Source organism: Pseudomonas sp. ML96 (assembly GCF_000761545.1).
Classification (GTDB): Bacteria; Pseudomonadota; Gammaproteobacteria; order Pseudomonadales; family Pseudomonadaceae; genus Aquipseudomonas.
The window spans coordinates 132,149-151,653 of sequence record NZ_JPMY01000037.1; the positions used below are offsets into that span (position 1 = coordinate 132,149).

General features: G+C 65.7%; 22 protein-coding genes. 18 read left to right on the forward strand and 4 right to left on the reverse strand.

Annotated features, from left to right (window positions below; genetic code table 11):
* The first annotated feature begins 71 nt into the window (after positions 1 to 71).
* From tkt to IP89_RS17930, 14 genes are all read left to right on the forward strand, one after another.
* The gene (gene tkt, locus IP89_RS17870; protein ID WP_043311010.1) at positions 72 to 2,072 is read left to right on the forward strand and encodes a transketolase; all 2,001 of its coding nucleotides are present in this window, start codon (positions 72 to 74) and stop codon (positions 2,070 to 2,072) included.
* A gap of 66 nt (positions 2,073 to 2,138) precedes the next feature.
* Positions 2,139 to 2,966: a 2OG-Fe(II) oxygenase gene (locus IP89_RS23155; RefSeq protein ID WP_081963297.1), complete on the forward strand. Its 828-nt coding sequence runs from the start codon at positions 2,139 to 2,141 to the stop codon at positions 2,964 to 2,966.
* 32 nt (positions 2,967 to 2,998) lie between these two features.
* Complete coding sequence (gene epd, locus IP89_RS17875; protein ID WP_043311011.1) at positions 2,999 to 4,045, forward strand: erythrose-4-phosphate dehydrogenase; 1,047 nt, start codon at positions 2,999 to 3,001, stop codon at positions 4,043 to 4,045.
* A 23-nt stretch (positions 4,046 to 4,068) separates the two neighbouring features.
* Positions 4,069 to 5,229, forward strand: coding sequence for a phosphoglycerate kinase (locus IP89_RS17880; RefSeq protein WP_043311012.1), 1,161 nt, complete (start codon positions 4,069 to 4,071; stop codon positions 5,227 to 5,229).
* A 107-nt stretch (positions 5,230 to 5,336) separates the two neighbouring features.
* Positions 5,337 to 5,531, forward strand: a complete 195-nt coding sequence (locus IP89_RS17885; RefSeq protein WP_043311013.1) for a hypothetical protein — start codon at positions 5,337 to 5,339, stop codon at positions 5,529 to 5,531.
* Between the two features lie 30 nt (positions 5,532 to 5,561).
* Positions 5,562 to 5,873 carry an MliC family protein gene (locus IP89_RS17890; protein ID WP_043311014.1) on the forward strand — a complete coding sequence of 104 codons (312 nt, stop codon included), beginning with the start codon at positions 5,562 to 5,564 and terminating at the stop codon, positions 5,871 to 5,873.
* Between the two features lie 197 nt (positions 5,874 to 6,070).
* Entirely contained in the window at positions 6,071 to 7,135 is a 1,065-nt protein-coding gene (gene fba / locus IP89_RS17895) for a class II fructose-bisphosphate aldolase (RefSeq protein WP_043311015.1), read from the forward strand.
* A 57-nt stretch (positions 7,136 to 7,192) separates the two neighbouring features.
* Entirely contained in the window at positions 7,193 to 7,792 is a 600-nt protein-coding gene (locus IP89_RS17900; protein WP_043311016.1) for a hypothetical protein, read from the forward strand.
* A complete protein-coding gene (locus tag IP89_RS17905; protein ID WP_043311017.1) occupies positions 7,789 to 8,331 on the forward strand; it encodes a hypothetical protein in 543 nt (180 codons plus the stop codon). The genes IP89_RS17900 and IP89_RS17905 overlap by 4 nt, the downstream gene beginning before the upstream one ends.
* A gap of 39 nt (positions 8,332 to 8,370) precedes the next feature.
* Positions 8,371 to 8,820, forward strand: coding sequence for a hypothetical protein (locus tag IP89_RS17910; RefSeq protein WP_052081127.1), 450 nt, complete (start codon positions 8,371 to 8,373; stop codon positions 8,818 to 8,820).
* Positions 8,821 to 8,848: 28 nt separating this feature from the next.
* Entirely contained in the window at positions 8,849 to 9,346 is a 498-nt protein-coding gene (locus IP89_RS17915; RefSeq protein WP_043311018.1) for a M48 family metallopeptidase, read from the forward strand.
* Positions 9,347 to 9,361: 15 nt separating this feature from the next.
* Positions 9,362 to 9,826: a hypothetical protein gene (locus tag IP89_RS17920; RefSeq protein WP_043311019.1), complete on the forward strand. Its 465-nt coding sequence runs from the start codon at positions 9,362 to 9,364 to the stop codon at positions 9,824 to 9,826.
* A 151-nt stretch (positions 9,827 to 9,977) separates the two neighbouring features.
* Positions 9,978 to 11,027, forward strand: a complete 1,050-nt coding sequence (locus tag IP89_RS17925) for a cyclic nucleotide-binding domain-containing protein (RefSeq protein ID WP_043311020.1) — start codon at positions 9,978 to 9,980, stop codon at positions 11,025 to 11,027.
* A 13-nt stretch (positions 11,028 to 11,040) separates the two neighbouring features.
* On the forward strand, positions 11,041 to 11,796 hold the full coding sequence (locus IP89_RS17930) for an ABC transporter substrate-binding protein (protein WP_043311021.1): 756 nt from the start codon (positions 11,041 to 11,043) through the stop codon (positions 11,794 to 11,796).
* 6 nt (positions 11,797 to 11,802) lie between these two features.
* Here IP89_RS17930 and IP89_RS17935 read toward each other — a convergent pair whose 3' ends face one another.
* Positions 11,803 to 12,273 carry an elongation factor GreAB gene (locus IP89_RS17935; RefSeq protein WP_043311022.1) on the reverse strand — a complete coding sequence of 157 codons (471 nt, stop codon included), beginning with the start codon at positions 12,271 to 12,273 and terminating at the stop codon, positions 11,803 to 11,805.
* 98 nt (positions 12,274 to 12,371) lie between these two features.
* Here IP89_RS17935 and IP89_RS17940 point away from each other — a divergent pair, with 98 nt between their 5' ends.
* On the forward strand, positions 12,372 to 13,148 hold the full coding sequence (locus tag IP89_RS17940; protein ID WP_043311023.1) for an ABC transporter substrate-binding protein: 777 nt from the start codon (positions 12,372 to 12,374) through the stop codon (positions 13,146 to 13,148).
* Positions 13,149 to 13,154: 6 nt separating this feature from the next.
* On the opposite strand, the gene IP89_RS17945 is transcribed toward IP89_RS17940, so the two are convergent.
* Positions 13,155 to 13,613 carry a GNAT family N-acetyltransferase gene (locus IP89_RS17945; protein ID WP_043311024.1) on the reverse strand — a complete coding sequence of 153 codons (459 nt, stop codon included), beginning with the start codon at positions 13,611 to 13,613 and terminating at the stop codon, positions 13,155 to 13,157.
* 135 nt (positions 13,614 to 13,748) lie between these two features.
* On the opposite strand from IP89_RS17945, the gene IP89_RS17950 reads away from it, so the two are divergent.
* Positions 13,749 to 14,603, forward strand: a complete 855-nt coding sequence (locus IP89_RS17950) for an HDOD domain-containing protein (protein ID WP_256203162.1) — start codon at positions 13,749 to 13,751, stop codon at positions 14,601 to 14,603.
* Positions 14,578 to 15,474 (forward strand): hypothetical protein, encoded by an 897-nt coding sequence (locus tag IP89_RS17955; protein ID WP_043311026.1) that lies wholly within the window; start codon positions 14,578 to 14,580, stop codon positions 15,472 to 15,474. The genes IP89_RS17950 and IP89_RS17955 overlap by 26 nt, the downstream gene beginning before the upstream one ends.
* 12 nt (positions 15,475 to 15,486) lie before the next feature.
* On the opposite strand, the gene IP89_RS17960 is transcribed toward IP89_RS17955, so the two are convergent.
* Positions 15,487 to 17,256 carry a diguanylate cyclase domain-containing protein gene (locus tag IP89_RS17960; protein ID WP_043311027.1) on the reverse strand — a complete coding sequence of 590 codons (1,770 nt, stop codon included), beginning with the start codon at positions 17,254 to 17,256 and terminating at the stop codon, positions 15,487 to 15,489.
* Between the two features lie 176 nt (positions 17,257 to 17,432).
* Between IP89_RS17960 and IP89_RS17965 the strand changes: the two genes are divergently transcribed.
* A complete protein-coding gene (locus IP89_RS17965; protein WP_043311028.1) occupies positions 17,433 to 18,299 on the forward strand; it encodes a type 1 glutamine amidotransferase domain-containing protein in 867 nt (288 codons plus the stop codon).
* 6 nt (positions 18,300 to 18,305) lie between these two features.
* Here IP89_RS17965 and IP89_RS17970 read toward each other — a convergent pair whose 3' ends face one another.
* Positions 18,306 to 19,490, reverse strand: coding sequence for an NAD(P)/FAD-dependent oxidoreductase (locus tag IP89_RS17970; protein WP_177326900.1), 1,185 nt, complete (start codon positions 19,488 to 19,490; stop codon positions 18,306 to 18,308).
* Positions 19,491 to 19,505 lie beyond the last annotated feature (15 nt).

Below are 19,505 nucleotides of genomic sequence, written 5' to 3' on the forward strand. Positions count from 1 at the left end.
CCTGCTGGGCGAAAATACGCGCCTTTTTCGCCCCCCTTCATCTAGAAGCAGCCCCCGCAGGAGATTCAGCGATGCCCAGCCGTCGTGAGCGAGCCAATGCCATTCGTGCCCTCAGCATGGATGCTGTGCAGAAAGCCAACAGCGGCCACCCGGGTGCCCCCATGGGCATGGCGGACATCGCCGAAGTCCTGTGGCGCGACTACCTGCAGCACAACCCGCAGAACCCGAACTGGGCCGACCGCGACCGCTTCGTGCTGTCCAACGGCCACGGCTCGATGCTGATCTATTCGCTGCTGCACCTGACCGGCTACGACCTGGCCATCGACGATCTCAAGCAGTTCCGTCAGCTGCACAGCCGCACCCCGGGCCACCCGGAATACGGCTACACCCCGGGTGTCGAGACCACCACCGGCCCGCTGGGTCAGGGCATCGCCAACGCCGTCGGCTTCGCCATCGCCGAAAAAGTGCTGGGCGCGCAGTTCAACCGCCCGGGCCATGACGTGGTCAACCACTACACCTACGCCTTCCTCGGCGACGGCTGCATGATGGAAGGCATCAGCCACGAAGTCTGCTCGCTGGCCGGTACCCTGGGCCTGGGCAAGCTGATCGCCTTCTACGACGACAACGGCATCTCCATCGATGGCGAAGTCCATGGCTGGTTCACCGACGACACCCCGGCGCGCTTCGAAGCCTACGGCTGGCAGGTGATCCGCAATGTCGACGGGCATGACGCCGACGAGATCAAGACCGCCATCGAGACTGCACGCAAGACCGCCGACCGTCCGACCCTGATCTGCTGCAAGACCGTGATCGGCTTCGGTTCGCCGAACAAGGGTGGCAAGGAAGAGTGCCACGGCGCCCCGCTGGGCAACGACGAGATCGCCGCCACCCGCGCCGCGCTGAACTGGAACCACGGCCCGTTCGAAATCCCGGCAGACATCTACGCCGAGTGGGACGCCAAGGAAGCCGGTGCCGCCCGTGAGGCTGACTGGGACCTGCGCTTCGCCGCCTACGCTGCCGCCCATCCGGAACTGGCCGCCGAGCTCAAACGCCGCCTGGCGGGCGAGCTGCCGGCAGACTTCGCCGAGAAGTCCGCCGCCTATGTGCAGGAAGTTGCCGCCAAGGGCGAGACCATCGCCAGCCGCAAGGCCAGCCAGAACGCGCTGAACGCCTTCGGCCCGCTGCTGCCGGAATTCCTCGGCGGCTCCGCCGACCTGGCCGGCTCCAACCTGACCCTGTGGAAAGGCTGCAAGGGCGTGGAAGCTGGCGATGCCGCCGGCAACTACCTGTTCTACGGCGTGCGCGAGTTCGGCATGAGCGCGATCATGAACGGCATCGCCCTGCACGGCGGCTTCATCCCGTACGGCGCGACCTTCCTGATCTTCATGGAATACGCGCGTAACGCCGTGCGCATGTCCGCGCTGATGAAACAGCGCGTGCTCTACGTGTTCACCCACGACTCCATCGGCCTGGGCGAAGACGGCCCGACTCACCAGCCGATCGAGCAGCTGGCCAGCCTGCGTGGCACGCCGAACTTGGATACCTGGCGCCCGGCCGATGCCGTGGAATCCGCCGTGGCCTGGAAGTACGCGATCGAGCGCGCCGACGGCCCGTCTGCACTGATCTTCAGCCGCCAGAACCTGCCGCACCAGGCGCGTGACGCCCAGCAGCTGGCCGATGTGGCTCGTGGTGCCTACGTGCTCAAGGACTGCGCTGGCGAGCCGGAGCTGATCCTGATCGCCACCGGTTCGGAAGTCGGCCTGGCCGTACAGGCTTTCGACAAGCTGAGCGAGCAGGGCAAGAAGGTCCGCGTCGTCTCCATGCCGTCGACCTCCGTGTTCGACCAACAGGACGCCGCCTACAAGCAGGCCGTGCTGCCGCTGCAAGTCGGCGCGCGCATCGCCATCGAGGCCTCGCACGCGGACTACTGGTACAAGTACGTCGGCCTGGAAGGCCGCATCATCGGCATGACCACCTTCGGTGAGTCCGCCCCGGCCGCGCAGCTGTTCGAGGAGTTTGGCTTCACTGTCGCCAACATCCTGGAAACCGCCGCCGAGCTTTTGGACGCCTGACTTTTAGTTAGGTCTATGGTGCTGTGCATGACTGCATCTGGATGTTCAGTTGAGAGGGATAGTTGAATGGAGCGACAGGAATTCCTGGTAACTGCTGTTTTGGCAAAGCTTGAAGAGAATCGAGTAGCCATACAACAGCAGTGGGCCAATCCTCAAGGTACGGAAACACGCCATTTCTTTGTTGATGGCCTGCTGGGTTCAGACTTGTGCAGTGAGATCTATGAGGCTTTTCCAAAAGACGGAAATGGCTTCTTTAATAGAGAGTCATTCCGGGAGAAGAAGAAGACATCAGCAAGTCTGGATACTTATGCGGAAATCTTGGCGAATATAACCTATGCCCTTCAGGATGCACGGGTTGTGCAGTTGGTGGCAGATATTGTCGGGTTCAAAGAGATTGAGCCGGATCCCAAGTTGTATGCGGGCGGTCTTTCGATGATGTTTTCGGGGGACTTCCTCAATCCGCATATCGATAATAGCCATGATGCACTCAGAGAGCGCTTTCGCAGGTTGAACTTGCTCTATTACGTTTCTCCAGGCTGGAGTCTGGAGAATGGCGGTAATTTCGAACTTTGGGATGCTGCGCGAGAAAATCCCAAAACTATAGTTTCAATGGCCGATAGGCTTGTGGTGATGGAGACGAATAAAACCAGCTGGCACTCTGTCAGTCCGGTGAAAGTCGATCAACCGCGTTGCTGTGTGTCCAATTACTATTTTTCGAAACAGTCGCCTGACGCGACTGAGTACTTCCATGTCACCTCGTTTACTGGACGGCCAGGAGAGAAAGTAAAGCGTGCTTTGGGGGTGATGGATAATGTGCTGCGAAATACGGTTTCGAAGATCCTGAAAGTTGGTCGTGGCAAGGATCAAGTGAATAAACAAAAGGCTCGTCACTGACGAGGCCTTACTTCGACGAAGCGAAAACTGTTGTGTCTAATCGCCTCTACCGCGTCGCCCTCAACGGATACGGCCGCATCGGCCGTTGCGTGCTGCGCGCTCTGCACGAGCGCGGCGCGGCGGCCGGCTTCGAGATAGTCGCTTTGAACGATCTGGCCGACCAGGCCAGCATCGAGTACCTGACCCGCTTCGACTCCACCCACGGCCGCTTCCCCGGCGAGGTGAAGGTCGACGGCGACTGCCTGCATATCAACGGCGATTGCGTGAAGGTGCTGCGCCAGAGCGAGCCCGAGGCCATCGACTGGGCGGGCCTGGGCATCGACCTGCTGCTGGAGTGCTCCGGCGTCTACCACAGCCGAGCCGATGGCGAGCGTTTCCTCAAGGCTGGTGCGCCGCGGGTGCTGTTCTCCCAGCCGATGGCCGGCGAGGCGGATGTCGACGCCACCGTGGTGTTCGGCGTCAACCAGCAGTGCCTGACCGGTGCCGAGAAGCTGGTGTCGAACGCCTCCTGCACCACCAATTGTGCGGTACCGCTGCTCAAGCTGCTCGACGAGGCGGTGGGCCTGGAGTACGTCTCCATCACCACCATCCACTCGGCGATGAACGACCAGCCGGTGATCGACGCCTACCACCACGAAGACCTGCGCCGCACGCGCTCGGCCTTCCAGTCGGTGATTCCGGTGTCCACCGGCCTGGCCCGCGGTATCGAACGCCTGCTGCCGGAACTGGCCGGGCGCGTGCAGGCCAAGGCCATCCGCGTGCCGACGGTCAACGTCTCCTGCCTGGACATCACCCTGCAGGTGGCGCGCGACACCAGTGCCGCCGAGATCAACACGGTGCTGCGCCAGGCTGCCGAGACCGGCCCGCTCAAGGGCCTGCTGGCCTACACCGAGCTGCCCCACGCCAGCTGCGATTTCAACCACGACGCCCACTCGGCCATCGTCGACGGCAGCCAGACCCGGGTTTCCGGCCCGCGCCTGGTCAACCTGCTGGCCTGGTTCGACAACGAATGGGGTTTCGCCAACCGTATGCTCGACGTCGCGGAACACTTCCTCGCCGTCTCCAACCCATCCAAATAACCAGCCCCCGTGAAGGACTGACCATGACCGTTCTCAAGATGACCGACCTCGACCTCGCCGGTAAGCGCGTGCTGATCCGCGAAGACCTCAACGTGCCGGTGAAGGACGGTGTGGTGAAGAGCGACGCGCGCATCCTCGCCTCCCTGCCGACCATCAAGCTGGCCCTGGAGAAGGGCGCGGCGGTCATGGTCTGCTCGCACCTGGGCCGTCCGACCGAGGGTGAGTTCTCCGAGGAGAACAGCCTGGCGCCGGTCGCCGCCTACCTGTCCAAGGCTCTGGGCCGCGAAGTACCGCTGGTCAAGGACTACCTGGGCGGCGTCGAAGTCAAAGCCGGCGACATCGTGCTGTTCGAGAACGTGCGCTTCAACAAGGGCGAGAAGAAGAACGCCGATGAGCTGGCCCAGCAATACGCCGCCCTGTGCGACGTGTTCGTGATGGACGCCTTCGGTACCGCCCACCGCGCCGAGGGCTCGACCCACGGCGTGGCCAAGTTCGCCAAGGTTGCCGCTGCCGGCCCGCTGCTGGCCGCCGAACTGGACGCCCTGGGCAAGGCCCTGGGCAACCCGGCCCGCCCGATGGCCGCCATCGTCGCCGGCTCCAAGGTCTCCACCAAGCTCGACGTGCTGAACAGCCTGAGCCAGATCTGCGACCAGCTGATCGTCGGCGGCGGCATCGCCAACACCTTCCTCGCTGCGGCCGGCTTCCCGGTCGGCAAGTCGCTGTACGAGGCCGATCTGGTCGACACCGCCAAGGCCATCGCGGCCAAGGTCAGCGTGCCGCTGCCGGTCGACGTGGTGGTGGCCAAGGCCTTCGCCGAAGACGCCGAAGCGACCGTGAAAGCCATCGTCGACGTGGCCGACGACGACATGATCCTCGACATCGGCCCGCAGACCGCCGCGCAGTTCGCCGAGCTGCTGAAGTCGTCGAAGACCATCCTGTGGAATGGCCCGGTCGGCGTGTTCGAGTTCGATCAGTTCGGCAACGGCACCAAAGTGCTGGCCCAGGCCATCGCCGAGAGCCCGGCGTTCTCCATCGCTGGCGGCGGCGACACCCTGGCGGCCATCGACAAGTACGGCGTGAACGAGCAGATCAGCTATATCTCCACCGGTGGTGGCGCCTTCCTCGAGTTCGTCGAGGGCAAGGTCCTGCCGGCCGTGGAAGTGCTGGAGCAGCGCGCCAAGTAAGACCCTGCTGACGATCATGTCGTCGGCGGTTTGAGAGCATCGGCGCTAAACCAAAGGCCTCTCGGCGCGGTCCCTTGCACAGGAACCCCGGAGAAAGGAGCACGGTCATGCGCCAGCTCACGATACTGTTACTCTGTGCCGGCCTCGCCGGTTGTAGTGGCAAGGGCTCGGCCCCCAGCACCTGCGAGGTGTTGAGCCCGCCGGAAATCATCCTGCCGACCACCCAGGACGATCAGCGGGTCGAGGCGCAGAGCAGCGGCGACCCAACGGTGAGCGGCAGCGAGCAGCAGAACTGCCCCTGACGTTCACCTGGCCCTGACATGGAGTGTGCGATGAGAGCTGTGATCCTGACGTTGTCCGCCGTGCTGCTGAGCGCCTGCGCCAGCCAGCCGGAGCCTGCCGACCAGTGGATCCGCTGGGTCTGCGATAGCCAGGCCGAAGTGCTGTGGCGACCGGTGGGCGAGGATGCGGTCGACCTGCGTCTGGGCGGCGGCGACATCGTGCACCGCCTGCAGCGCGAACCCTCGGGGTCCGGCGCGCTCTATAGCGACGGCATCCTGGCCTTCCACAGCAAGGGCGAGGAAGGCCTGGTGTACCGGGTGGCGGACAACGACCTGATCGGTCGGGGCTGCAAGGCACAGTAATTGCGGTAAGCAGGGTTCGGACCACGGTCCGGACCGCTGGTGCGGCGGGCTTCGAGCCTCGCCGGATTCGAATCCCGCGCGCCGAACAGGGGCGCGGGGCGGGAGAGGGCGACCCCCGATCCCCTGAAACTTGAACAAGGCCCGCCGCTGCGGCAGGCTTGCACGATCAACGACCCATTCCGGGAGAAAGGAACACCATGGCACTTATCAGCATGCGCCAGATGCTCGACCACGCCGCCGAATTCGGCTACGGCGTGCCGGCCTTCAACGTCAACAACCTCGAGCAGATGCGCGCGATCATGGAAGCGGCCGACAAGACCGACTCCCCGGTGATCGTCCAGGCTTCGGCCGGTGCCCGTAAGTACGCCGGTGCGCCGTTCCTGCGCCACCTGATCCTGGCCGCCATCGAAGAATTCCCGCACATCCCGGTGTGCATGCACCAGGACCACGGCACCAGCCCGGACGTGTGCCAGCGCTCGATCCAGCTGGGCTTCAGCTCGGTGATGATGGACGGCTCGCTGAAAGAAGACGGCAAGACCCCTGCCGACTACGACTACAACGTCCGCGTGACCCAGCAGACCGTGGCCTTCGCCCACGCCTGCGGCGTGTCCGTGGAAGGTGAGCTGGGCTGCCTGGGCAGCCTGGAAACCGGTATGGCCGGTGAAGAAGACGGCGTCGGCGCCGAAGGCGTGCTGGACCACAGCCAGCTGCTGACCGACCCGGAAGAAGCCGCTGACTTTGTCAAGCGCACCCAGGTCGATGCCCTGGCCATCGCCATCGGCACCAGCCACGGCGCCTACAAGTTCACCAAGCCGCCAACCGGCGACGTGCTCTCCATCGAGCGCATCAAGGAAATCCACAAGCGCATCCCCAACACCCACCTGGTGATGCACGGTTCCTCCTCGGTGCCGCAAGAGTGGCTGAAGGTGATCAACGAGTTCGGCGGCGACATCAAGGAAACCTACGGCGTGCCGGTCGAAGAAATCGTCGAAGGCATCAAGCACGGCGTACGCAAGGTCAATATCGACACCGACCTGCGCCTGGCCTCCACCGGTGCCATCCGCCGCATGATGGCCGAGCACCCGAGCGAGTTCGACCCGCGCAAGTTCTTCGCCAAGACCATCGTCGCCATGCGTGACATCTGCATCGCCCGCTACGAAGCCTTCGGCACCGCCGGCAACGCCTCCAAGATCAAGCCGATCAACCTGGAAGGCATGTTCCAGCGCTACGCCAGCGGCGAGCTGACCGCCAAGGTCAACTAAGCGACACGCTGTACCGAAAGCCCCGCTCTGCGGGGCTTTCTCGTATTGGGATAGGACATGATGCAACTGCTCGAATGGATTCGACGCGTTAGGCGAGAACGTGCCCGCTTGCTGTTCACTGCGCAGATTATTGGTTCTCCAGCGGAAACCGCCGCGCTGGAGTGGATGAATCGCCATGCGCTGTTTGGCTTTATGGGGACGCTATGCCAGATCGCTGGCGTGATCGTCGTGAGCCTCACGCTACTGGATCTCTGCTTGGAGCTCCCCAGCCTCGGATACTGGCAGCAGGTAGCCATAAGTGTGGGGAGTTTCGTCTTGAGCGCTTGGTTTCTGGTGCGCTACCGCGAAGTTTGGGTGCTGATCCTGGCTGCCTTCTATCTGACCTTTGCCGTTGTCCTGCTGGACTTTGCCGTGGCCAATCTGAGTGCTCCGCAGGTGCTGCTCGCCTCGGTGGTGGGCCGCGACTGCTATACGCCACCTCGCGGGCGAGTGCTGGCGACACCCGAACAGGTATGTGAGCTGGAAATTCAGCTGGGTCACTACAGCCACTGGATCAACGTCACGGGAACCGATCTGTGGATGAGCAGTGAGCTTGCAATCGAGCCGCGTCGCGGTTTTCTCGGGCTGACCTATCCGCGCCTGGTGTCGACGCCATGATCACCTTTCTGTTGCTCTGGGGGGCTTTTGCCGCAGCACTGATCGGCTGGGCCAGCCAGCGCGGGCACTACCTGCTGATCACGGCGAGCCGCAGATTGAGGGGCCAGCTGGATGATCCTGTGCGCAGCCTGTTGCCCGCCGAGCGGCAGGCTCTCACGCAGTGTTTCCAGCTGGCCTTTCCCGCCGATATGGCAGTACACCGACTGGTCTGCAAGGTTGCCTTGGTGGGCTGGCGCGAGCCGCTCTTCCTGCTGCGCCCTTACTATCAGGAGGGCGCATTGCTGGTCGACCTGCCGGAGAGCTTGTATAGCTGTGTCGAGCCTTTACTGGAGGATCAGGTAGAGCTGGTACTCAACCCTCACCAGGGGACGCCACATGCTTTCGTGATCAGCCTCAACGGCGTGTCGCTATTGTGTGACTGCGAGGCGCGCGCGGCGGGAATCTGCTTGCCTCCAGCGCCTGAGCAGCCGCGACCCGCGCTGCGGGCTGGCTGCGAATTTCATGTACTGGGCAAGGTCGGCTCAGGACCAGCCGGTTAGGCGGTGCAGTTGCTTACCTCCTTCCTGAAGAGTTTGCCGATGTCGTTACGTTTCCTCGGGGGACCTTGCGCCCTGCTTCTACTGCTGTCGGGCTGCGTTGGCCAGGCGCTGCCGCCCAAAGCGCCGGCAAGCGCTCCGCTGGCCGTCGTGCCCAGCGACCCGCAGCGCTGCGGCGAGCGTGCCGAGTGCACCACCAAGGTTTCGCGCACGTTGCTGTTCGTCTTCGACTATGCGGCTGCCGGTGGGCATCTGCTGCAACGTCAGGGGCGGCTGCTGTTCACTCCGGACGAGGCCGCGCCGAGCGAATGGCCGGACATCGCCATTCGTCTGGCTGAGCCGGCCGACAGCCGTTTCGAGTTTGCGGCCGAATGCCAGGTCGCGCAGTGCCGCTACAGTGCCGACGAGCTGCTGCGGGTCTATCGCAGCTACCTGGCCGACCGGCCCTGCTCGCTGCAGCTGGCGTCGGCGGTGCGTGGCTGTGCGCCCTGATGGCGGTGAGCGGGGTTACACTGCGGCCATGAGCACGCCTTTCAAATACCTCCAGGGCTACCCGCCGCACCTGCAGCAGCAGGTGATGCAGATGGTCTCCGAGAATCGCCTCGGCGATTACCTGAGCCAGCGCTATCCCAATCGCCACCAGGTGCAGAGCGACAAGGCGCTGTATGGCTACACCACCGAGCTGAAGCAGGAATACCTGCGCAGTGCGCCGGCCATCGACAAGGTGCTCTATGACAACCGCCTCGACCTGACTCACCGGGCGCTAGGCCTGCACACGGCGGTGTCGCGGGTGCAGGGCGGCAAGCTCAAGGCGAAGAAGGAGATCCGCGTGGCCGCGCTGTTCAAGGACGCCGCGCCAGAGTTCCTCAACATGATCGTGGTGCACGAGCTGGCGCACCTGAAGGAGGCCGAGCACAACAAGGCCTTCTACAAGCTGTGCCAGTACATGTTGCCGGACTACCATCAGTTGGAATTCGACCTGCGCCTGTATCTGACCTGGCGCGACCTGACGGCCTGACCACGGAGCGCTCTCATGGATGAGATCAACCCATACGCGACGCCGAGTAGTGCTCTACAGAAACCCGCCGAGTTCAAAGCGTTGCGGGCGCTCACTCTGTTCACATGGGCGCATGTCATCTACGGCTTATTGGTGCTGGCTTTCAGCTTACTAGTGCTTCTAGCTGGGCGTAATGCCGGGGATTGGACACAAGTATTGTCTTGCATGCTGTTTGTTTTCCCAGTGATTAGTTGTGCGCAACTATCTAGACAGCGTTTGAAGCTGTTCCTGCTTATCTGGCTCTTACAGCTCCTGATTTTTCTATTCCTGCTCGACTACAGTGCAGAGCTAGATCGATTCTCGATCAAGATGGTGTTGAGTTGGTTTTTCACCCTTAGTAATGGGTTATCTCTGCTTGGGGGGGTGTACTTCTATTGGCATCTACGCCAATGGGTAAAAAACGAGCGCTCTCTCGTATCCCTCACAGTATCTGGTCTGTAGCCATCCATCACCGGCTTATCCACAGAGTCATCCCCGGCCTCTGTGCACAACCTGCTGATTCGAAAGCGCTTTTTCGGCGTGCGACCAATGGCGTGGAGGGTTGCCGCCGGGCGGTGCCATAGTGGTGACATCACTCGCAGGAGGGACCGCCATGAGCAGCGCCCCGCTTACGCCCGAGCAGTTGAGCAGCTTCAGTCCGATGGACTTCCTCACGCCTGCCTATCGCCAGCAGCTGCATGCCGGGCTCAAGTACCTGCAGCACCCGGCAGGTACCCAGCTGCTGACCAAGGGTGAGCGCGTCCTGGCCCAGTACTACCTGCTGGAGGGCAAGGTGGCGCTGGATACCGGCCCCACCCGGCAGACCATCGAGGGCGGCTCGCCGCAGGCGCACATGCCGCTCAACCCCGGGCAGAGCAATCCGCACAGCATCAAGGCGCTCACCGACGTGCGTCTGTTCGCCGTCGAGCACCAGTTGCTGGAGCGCCTGCTCGGCTGGAGCCAGGATGCCGCCTACCAGGTCAGCAGCCTGGGCGGCGGCATGGTCGAGGAGCACGACGAGGACGACTGGCTGGCGCGCCTGCTCAATACGCCGCTGTTCGGTCGCCTGCCGCCATCGCACCTGCATGCGCTGCTGGCGCGTTTCGAATATCTGCCGGTGCGCGCTGGCGAGGCGGTGGTCACCTATGGCGAGCCGGGCGAGCACTTCTACGTGATCAAGCAGGGCCGAGCGCGCATCAGCCTGCCGCAGGCCTATCGCGAGCAACCGACCCAGGTGCTGGAGCGTGGCGACTTCTTCGGCGAGGAGGCGCTGGTCAGCGGCGCGGTGCGCTCGGCCAGCGTGACCATGCTGGAGGATGGCGAGCTGGCGCGGCTGCATCGCGACCTGTTCGTCGAGCTGGTACGGCCCAGCCTGATCCCGCGCATCAGCGGCACGGAGCTGGAGCAGCTGAGTCACCAGGGCAGCCGCAAGTACCTTCTGCTCGACGTGCGCCTGGCGGTGGAGTACCGCCTGGGCCATCTGCCGGACAGCTTCAACCTGCCGGTGGCCAACCTGCGTACCCACGCCGACAGCCTGGACCGTGGCACCTGCTACGTGGTCACCCCGGACGGCGGCATCCGCAGTGAATTGGCCGTACATCTGCTCAATCAACTAGGCTTCGATGCCTACCTACTAAGCGACTCGACTCCCCAAGCGGCCTGAGCAGGAGCGCTACATGCGCCATCCCAAGTTGTGCTCGTTGTTGCTGTTGTTGTGCTGTGGGCTGTTCGCCGGTGCGTTGCCGGCTCGCGAGCTGCTGGTGGTCGGTACCAGTTTCCCGCAGGTTTACGAACGCAATGCTGCCGGTGACTTCACCGGCTTGGCCCCGGCGGTGCTGCGCCGTCTGGCGGCCGAGCTGGGCGGCGAGCTGCGCTTCGAGCTGTACCCCTGGGCGCGCGCGCAGCGCATGGTCGAGCACGGCGAGGCGGACATTCTGGTCGGCCCCTATCGCACCGCCGAGCGCGAGGCACGCTTCGCCTTCGCTGCCGAGCCCTTCTATCAGGACCGCATCCTGTTCTACGCCCACGTGAACCGTCGCGAGGCTTGGGATGGCGACTACGCCAGCCTCACCGGGCGCCGCGTCGCGGTGGTGCGTGGCTGGATCTACGGGCGCCAGTTCGAGGATGCGCGGGCGCACCTGCAGCCGGTGACGGTGGAGTCGGTGAGCAACGGCCTGCGCATGCTGGTGGCTGGGCGCATCGACCTGCTGGCCAGCAACCAGCGCAACACCCAGCCTTACCTGACGGCGCCTTTGCAGCAGACGATCACCGAGCTACTGCCGCTGATCGACGTGCAGCGTGGCTATTTTGCCTTCCCTCGCGACCCCGGCCACGACCGGCTGCGCGAGAGTTTCGACCGCGCTTTCTTTGATCTGGTGGCTTCGGGGCAGCTGGCGCGGCTGGCGGCGCCGCTCGGTGTTAGCGTGCCCTGAGTGGCGTCATTCCGCGCGCAGGATCTGCCAGGTGGCGGGGCCGGCCTTTACCTCGTCGCCGGGGCCGCGGCCGAGCAGCTGGTGGCCGAGTGGTGCCTGGGTGGTGATCAGCACCACTTCCTGCCCGTCATGTTGCAGCTTGAGGCCGGCGCCATCCGGGCCGAGCAGCAGGCATTGCTGGCGACCGGTGGCGTCTTCCAGCCAGATCAGGGCGCCGAGCTGGATGCCACTGGCGTCGTCGTAGGCGCGCAGCTGCAGGGTGCGCCAGGCATTCAGCGCGCGGCGGATCTCCTCGACCCGGCGCGACTGCCCGGCAGCCAGATAGGAGGCCTCCAGGCCGCGGGTGTCGTACTTGTTCTCGGCCTTGCTCTCCTCGTGGGTGGCGGCCTGGCGCGCGGTTTCGGCGGCGGCGACCAGCAGCGCGAGATCGGCCTCGAGGCGCTGGCATACCTGTTGCTGGAGGAGAAGCTTGTCCATGGTGCGACATCGGTGGTGGCGGGGCGTGCAGGGTAGCAGCCTCTCCGGCACCGGTCGCGAGTCCTACACTCAGATCGACCACGACCCGGTGAACCGCAATGCGTATTTCCCGCTGGCGCTGGCTGGGATGCCTGCTCACCCTGTACCTCGCCGCCGGCCCGCGCGCCGAGTCGCTGCAGCTGTATACCGAGGAATATCCGCCGCTGAACTTCGCTCGCGAGGGGCGCCCGGTGGGGCTGGCGGTGGACCTGGTGCGTGAGCTGTTCGAGCGCACCGGCGACCACGGCACGATCAGCGTGGTGCCCTGGGCGCGCGGCTACCAGGCGGCGCAGGAAGAGCCGAACACCGCGCTATTCGTCACCATGCGTACCCGCGAGCGTGAGCAGCACTTCAAATGGGTCGGCCCGCTGGCCATGGTCATCACCAGCTTCTACGCGCTCAAGGGCTCGGGCATCCAGATCGGTTCGCTGGAGGAAGCAGCACGAGTCGGCACCATCGCCGTGCCGCGCCAGTGGTACAGCTACCAGGACCTGCAGGCCCGCGGCCTGCCCAACCTGTATGGGGTGATCGGCCCGCAGCAGATGATGAGCATGCTGCGCCACGGCCGGGTGCCGGTGGTGGTGGCCGACAACGTGACCCTGGACAGCCTGCTGGCCCTCGGCGGCCTGCAGCCGGGCAGCGTCGAGCCGCTGTATGGATTTCTGCGCAGCGAGGCCTACATCGCCTTCTCGCCGAGCACCTCAGACGCGGTGGTGCAGAACTGGCAGGAGGCGCTGGACTCGATGAAGCGCGACGGCAGTTTCGCCCTGATCTACCGCCGTTGGCTGACGGGGCAGGAGATTCCCGCCGAGCTGCTGCAGACCAACACGCGCTGAGCGATTCTACTGCGCGCTGCGGCGCATGCCGATGTGCGGGATGTCGTCTTCCAGGTATTGCTCGGTCACCACGCTGAAACCGTAGCGGCCGTAGTAGCGCTGCAGGTGCGCCTGGGCCGAGAGGTAGACCGGCAGCCCCGGCCAGCGCTCGGCACAGGCCTGCAGGGCGCGCTCCATCAGCTCATGACCGAGGCCGCTGCCACGCGCCTCGCTGGCGATCACCACGCGGCCGATCACCACCTCGCCGTCGTGGCGCGCCGGATCGAGCAGGCGCAGGTAGGCGACCAGCGCGTCACCGTGCCAGGCCAGCAGGTGGCAGGTATCGCCGAGCAAATCCTGGCCATCCACCTCCTGGTAGGGGCAGTTCTGCTCCACCACGAACACGCGGGTACGCAGTGCGAGCAGGGCGTACAGCTCGTGCTTGTCCAGTTCGGAGTGGTGTTTGCAGTACCAGGTGAGCGTCATGGGGCGGGCCTTACGCGTGAACGAGGTGCCGATCCTGCCACAGCCGGTGCTAGCAGTCGCGGCCGCGTGGCGTTTCGCTGTCCACTGGCCGGGGGCCACCTACACTCGATGCTGGGGGCATGGAGGTGTGCTTTGGTGGCTGAGACTACGGAATATTCGATCTACCGGCGGGTGGTGTCGCAGCTGATGCAGGGCCAGGAGCAGCTGCCCAGCCTGCCGGCGCTGACCCTGGACATCCGCCGGGCGCTGAGTGACGGGCGGATCACCACCCCGGCGCTGGCGAAGCTGATCAGCCGTGACCCGGCGCTGGCCGCGCTGCTGATGAAGCATGCCTCCGGTGCGTTGTATCGCCACCCGGTGGCGCCGCGCACGCTGCAGGACGTGATCGGCCTGCTCGGCATGCGCGAGGTGGATCGCATCACCATGGTCCACAGCATCAAGAGCCTGTTCACCCTGCACAGCCCGGCGCACAAGCGCCTGTTTCTCGAGGTATGGGGGCGGTTGACGCTCAAGGCCAGCACCTGCGCCATGCTCGCCCGCCTGCTCGGCCATGTGACGCCGGAACATGCGCTGCTGGCCAGCCTGCTCAGCGAGGTGGGCACCCTGGCGGTACTCTCGGCATTCCGCGACGAGGCCGACATCCCCTCCGGCGAGCTCTACTACAAGCTGTGCCGCGAATACAGCAAGTCGCTCGGGGTGATCGTGCTGAAGAAGTGGGCGGTGAACGACGAGTACATCTCGGTGATTCGCGCCGCCGGCAACTGGTCCAGCACCGAGGGGCGCGAGTTGGGGCTGATCGACCTGGTCAACCTGGCCCTGTTTCATGCCATCAAGGAGCGCAACGCCGATGCCGATCTACCGCTGCTGGTGGAGCTGGCGGCCTTCCACAAGCTGCTGCCGCCGCTGAATTTCATCGGCGACAACGGCGAGCTGGAGCTGGTGGTCAACCATCGGGCGGACATTCATGCGCTGGCCGAAACGCTCTACTAACCGCTGCTGCCTGTTGCTGGCACTCCTCGCGCTGGGTGGCACGGCCCAGGCCGAGGAGCGCTGGCGGGTGGTCGTGGCCGAGCTGGTCGGCGTGGCCGTGGCGGGCGAGCGCAATCCTTTGATGGAGATGCTGGCGGCGCTGGACCAGCAGCTGGAGGGCGTGACCCTGGAGGTGCGCCTGCAGCCCTTCGCCCGGACCATGCTGCTGGTGCAGCAGGGCCGCGCCGAGCTGCAGTTTCCCTACATCGAACTGCCGCAGCCGCCGACCGGGCTGCGCTATGGCGAGGAGTCGATCGGCACGGTGCGCTTCATGCTCTACTCGCGCCGCGACCAGCCGCTGTCGCGCCAGCAGGTGATGAGCGAGCGCTGGCGCCTGAGCGAGGCGCGCCTGGCGCAGAGTGGTCTGCAGCTCGACGCCGCTCAGCTGGAGCGCCTGCGCCCGTTGTTCGGCCAGCGCTGGCGCCGCGAGCAACTGGCCGTGCAGCTTGGGTCGCGTCCCGAGCTGACGGCGCTGGCCTTTCCCTATCGGATCGAGACCGAGCGCGCGCATGTCGAGGCGCTGGGCATCCCGGTGCTGCCCAGCAACAGCGTGGCCAGCAGCCTGGAGAAGCTGGTGCGCCGGCGTATCGACGGCTATGTGCTGGCGCCGCTCAACGTCGAGCCGGAGATCGACCGCCTGCGCCTGCGCGACGAGCTGCAGGGTGTCGGCTTTGCCGACTATCGGGCCGGCTGGTTGGTGGCGGACACGCCGCAGGGCACGGCCATCGCCGCGCGGGTCAGCGCCGGTCTGCGCGCGCTGAAGGCCAGTGGTGAGTTCGAGCGGATCATGGGACCGATGTTGCGCCAGATGAAGGGCCGCGACTGGCCCTGAGCTGGTGCTGGACTAGGCGTTCTGATCGACCCGCACGCCATTGCGACCCTCGGCCTTGGCCTGGTACATGGCCATGTCGGCCTGGCGCAGCAGCAGGGTGGGGCTGTCCTCGCCGTGGCTCAGGGCGATGCCGATGCTGGCGCCGACCCTGACCTCGCCCTGCGGCGTGGCGATGGGCTGGCCGATCTGCGCGAGGATGCGCTCGGCCATCTCGCGGGCGTCCTGCTCGCCGGTGAGCTCCTCGCAGACCACCACGAACTCGTCGCCGCCGAGGCGGGCCGGCAGGTCGCAGTCGCGCACGCTGCTCTGCAGGCGCTGCGCCACCTGCTCCAGCACCTGGTCGCCGAGGGCGTGGCCGTGCTGGTCGTTGATCGGCTTGAAGCCGTCCAGATCGATCAGCATCACCGCCAGCAGGTCGCCGCTGCGCTGGGCGCGGCGCAGGGCCATCTCCAGGTGCTGCTGCAGGGCGTTGCGGTTGGCGATGCCGGTCAGCGGGTCCTGCAGGGCCAGGGCCTGCAGACGCTGGTTGGCGGCGGCCAGCTCTTCCGTGCGCTCGGCCACGCGCTGCTCCAGGCGGCGCTCCTGGGCCTGCAGGCTCTCCTCGCGCAGGCGCTTGTGCGCGTTGAAACGGGCGGCGAGGGCGAACGACAGCAGGATCATCTCCAGCATCGAGCCGATCTGCATGGCGTGCAGGGTGAAGAAGTTCGACGGGATCAGGGCGAAGTTGCGCAGGGCCAGCAGGGCGGCGCCGCACAGCAGCATGGTCCAGGCCAGGGCGAAGAAGGCAGCGCCGGGCACGCGGTTGCGCACGCTGACGAAGGCCACGCTGAGCAGCACCACGCAGACGCTGACGCCGGAGATGGACATGGTCTTCAGCGCCAGCGGCACCGGCAGCAGCAGGGTGGCGATGGCGCAGGTGAAGATCACCGCGAACCAGCGGCCGAGGAATCTATCCCAGCGCGGCAGCCACTGGCGCGTGTCGAGGAAGCTGCGGGCGAACAGCAGGGCGATGGCGCCGGCGGCGCAGATGCCGAACGGCAGCGCGCGGTTGGTCCACCAGCCGGCGCCCGTCCACAGCAGCTGGGCGCCGAGGCCGTTGAGGCCGAGCAGGCCGATGCAGAAGGTCGAAACGAACAGCACGTAGTAGATGAACGGCCGCTCGCGCAGGGCGATGAACAGCAGCAGGTTGTAGCTGCCCAGCGCCAGCAGGGCGCCGAAGTAGATGGCCTGCACCACGTAGCCGCGGATGCTGTGCTGCTCGTGTTCGGCCAGGCCGTAGAGGCTGGCGCTGAGCGTCATGCTGCCGGCGGAGCTGGCGCGCAGGTAGAGGGTGCGGCGCTCGCCGGGGTCCAGGTGTAGGTCGAACACCGGCGTGCGGTTGCCGACGCTGCGCTGCTCGTACACCACCATGTCGCCGCCCTGGCTCAGGCGGATGCCGTCGCTGCCGACATCGAACAGCTGCACCAGATCGAGCGAGGGATAATCCACTTCCAGGCGCCAGCGTCCCGGACGGTCCAGCATCGACTGCACCTCGAGGCGCAGCCAGATGGCGCCAGTGACATAGCCGAAGCCCAGGTCGCGGCGCGTGGCGCTGCTGCTGAAACGCTCCGGATGAGCGATCAGCTCGTCCAGCTGCAGGCGGCCTTCGGGGTCGGCCAGGTAATCGGCCACGCCGTACAGGGGCTGGGCTTCGCCGTTCTCCGTCAGCTGCAGGGGCGCCGCCCAGCCGGGCAGGGCCAGCAGGCAGAGCAGAAGCAGCAGCGAAGACAAAGCGGGGCGCATCGGGAGTCCATGGCGGTGTGCCGAGGGCCAATACTGGCAGAGGGCCAGGGGCTGCGCCAAGCCGGATGTGATCACAACTGGCATTGGCGGCGCGGCACGCTGGCGTTTGCGGCCTGCCGCGCGCGGTGCCGGGCTGCTATGTTCTGTGCCCTCCGCCACCCTTCGAGAGCACCGCCATGCCCGCGCCCTGCATCCTGATTCCCCTGCCGCGCCGTGACTTCGACCCCAGCGAGGCAGCTCTGGCCTGGCGCCAGCTGCGCCGGGCCGGCTACCGGGTGTGCTTCGCCACCCCGGACGGCCAGCCGGCGCAGCCGGACCCGCAGATGCTCAGTGGCGAGGGGCTTGATGCCTGGGGCCAGGTTCCCGGCCTGCGCCGACTGCGGCTGCTCGGTCTGCTGCTGCGCGCCAACGGCGAGGCGCGCGCGGCCTGCGCCGAGATGCTGGCCGATCCCGACTACCGCAACCCGCTGCGCCACGAGCGCCTGCGCGAGGAGGACTTCGCCGGCTTGATGCTGCCTGGTGGCCACTGGGCCCGGGGTATGCGCGAGTACCTGGAGAGCGAGCCGCTGCAGACGCTGGTGGCGGCCTTCTTCGCTGCCGACAAGCCGGTCGCGGCGGTCTGCCACGGCGTGCTGCTGGCGGCGCGCAGCAAGGACGCGGATGGCCGCTCGGTGCTGCACGGGCGCAAGACCACCGGGCTGACCTGGAAGATGGAAAAGACCGCCTGGGACCTGACCCGCTTCTACGGCCGCTGGTGGCAGGGTGACTACTACCGCACCTACTCCGAGGCACCGGGCGAGCCGGCCGGGTACATGAGCGTGCAGGGCGAGGTGGGACGGCTGCTGGCCAGCCCGGAAGATTTTCTCGACGTGGCCAAGGGCGCACCCGACTTCTGGCGCAAGACCAGCGGCCTGCACCGCGACACGCCGAGCGACAGCCGCCCGGCCTGGGTGGTGCGCGACGGCAACTATGTGTCCGGGCGCTGGCCCGGCGACATGCACGAGCTGATGCGGCGCTTTATCGAGCTGCTGCCGGCGGCCTGAGTTCGTTTATACAAACTGCGCGGCGGCGTGGGCGGAGGCCCAGGCCCACTGGAAGTTGAAGCCGCCCAGGTGGCCGCTGACGTCCAGCACCTCGCCGATGAAGTACAGTCCCGGCGACTTCTGCGACTCCATGGTTTTTGACGACACCTCGCGGGTATCGATGCCGCCCAGGGTCACCTCGGCGGTGCGGTAGCCCTCGGTGCCGGCCGGCACCAGGGTCCAGTCGGCCAGCTTGGCCGCCACCGCCTCCAGCTCCGCCGGGGTGTACTGCTTGAGCGGCTTGCTGACGAACCACTGCTCGGCCAGCAGGCCGGCCATCTTCTTGGTGAACAGTTCGGCCAGCAGGGTCTTCAGCTCGGTATTGGGTCGTTCGCGCTGCTGCGCCGCCAGCCACTCGGGCAGGTCGATATGCGGCAGCAGATTGATGCTGATGGCGTCGCCCGGCTGCCAGTACGAGGAGATCTGCAGGATCGCCGGGCCCGACAGGCCGCGGTGGGTGAACAGGATGTTCTCCTTGAAGCTCTGCCCGTTGCAGCTGACCACGCAATCCTCCACCGAGGTGCCGGACAGCTCGGTGCACAGCGCCTTGAGCTGCGGTTCGGTGATGGTGAAGGGCACCAGGCCGGCGCGGGTCGGCAGCAGGCTGTGGCCGAACTGCTTGGCTACCTGGTAGCCGAAGCCGGTGGCGCCGAGGGTGGGGATGGACAGGCCGCCAGTGGCGATCACCAGCGACTCGCAAGCGAACTTGCCGGCGCTGGTGTGCAGGGTGTAGCCAGTCTCGGTTTTGCTGATGGTTTCGACCGAGGTATCCAGGCGCAGGTCGACGCCGTGCTCGTCGCACTCGGCCAGCAGCATGTTGAGGATGTCGTTGGCCTTGCGGTCGCAGAACAGCTGGCCGAGTTTCTTCTCGTGGTAGGGCACGTCGTGCTTGACCACCAGTTCGACGAAGTCCCACTGGCTGTAGCGGGCCAGGGCCGACTTGCAGAAGTGCGAGTTCTGCGAGAGGAAGTTGGCCGGCTCGCAGTACATGTTGGTGAAGTTGCAGCGGCCGCCACCGGACATGAGGATCTTCTTGCCCGGCTTGTTGGCGTGGTCCAGCAGCAGGACCTGGCGCCCGCGTGCGGCGGCTTGTGCCGCGCACATCAGGCCGGCGGCGCCGGCGCCGATGATGATGACCGGGAAGAAGGACACGGCTGAACCTCGATG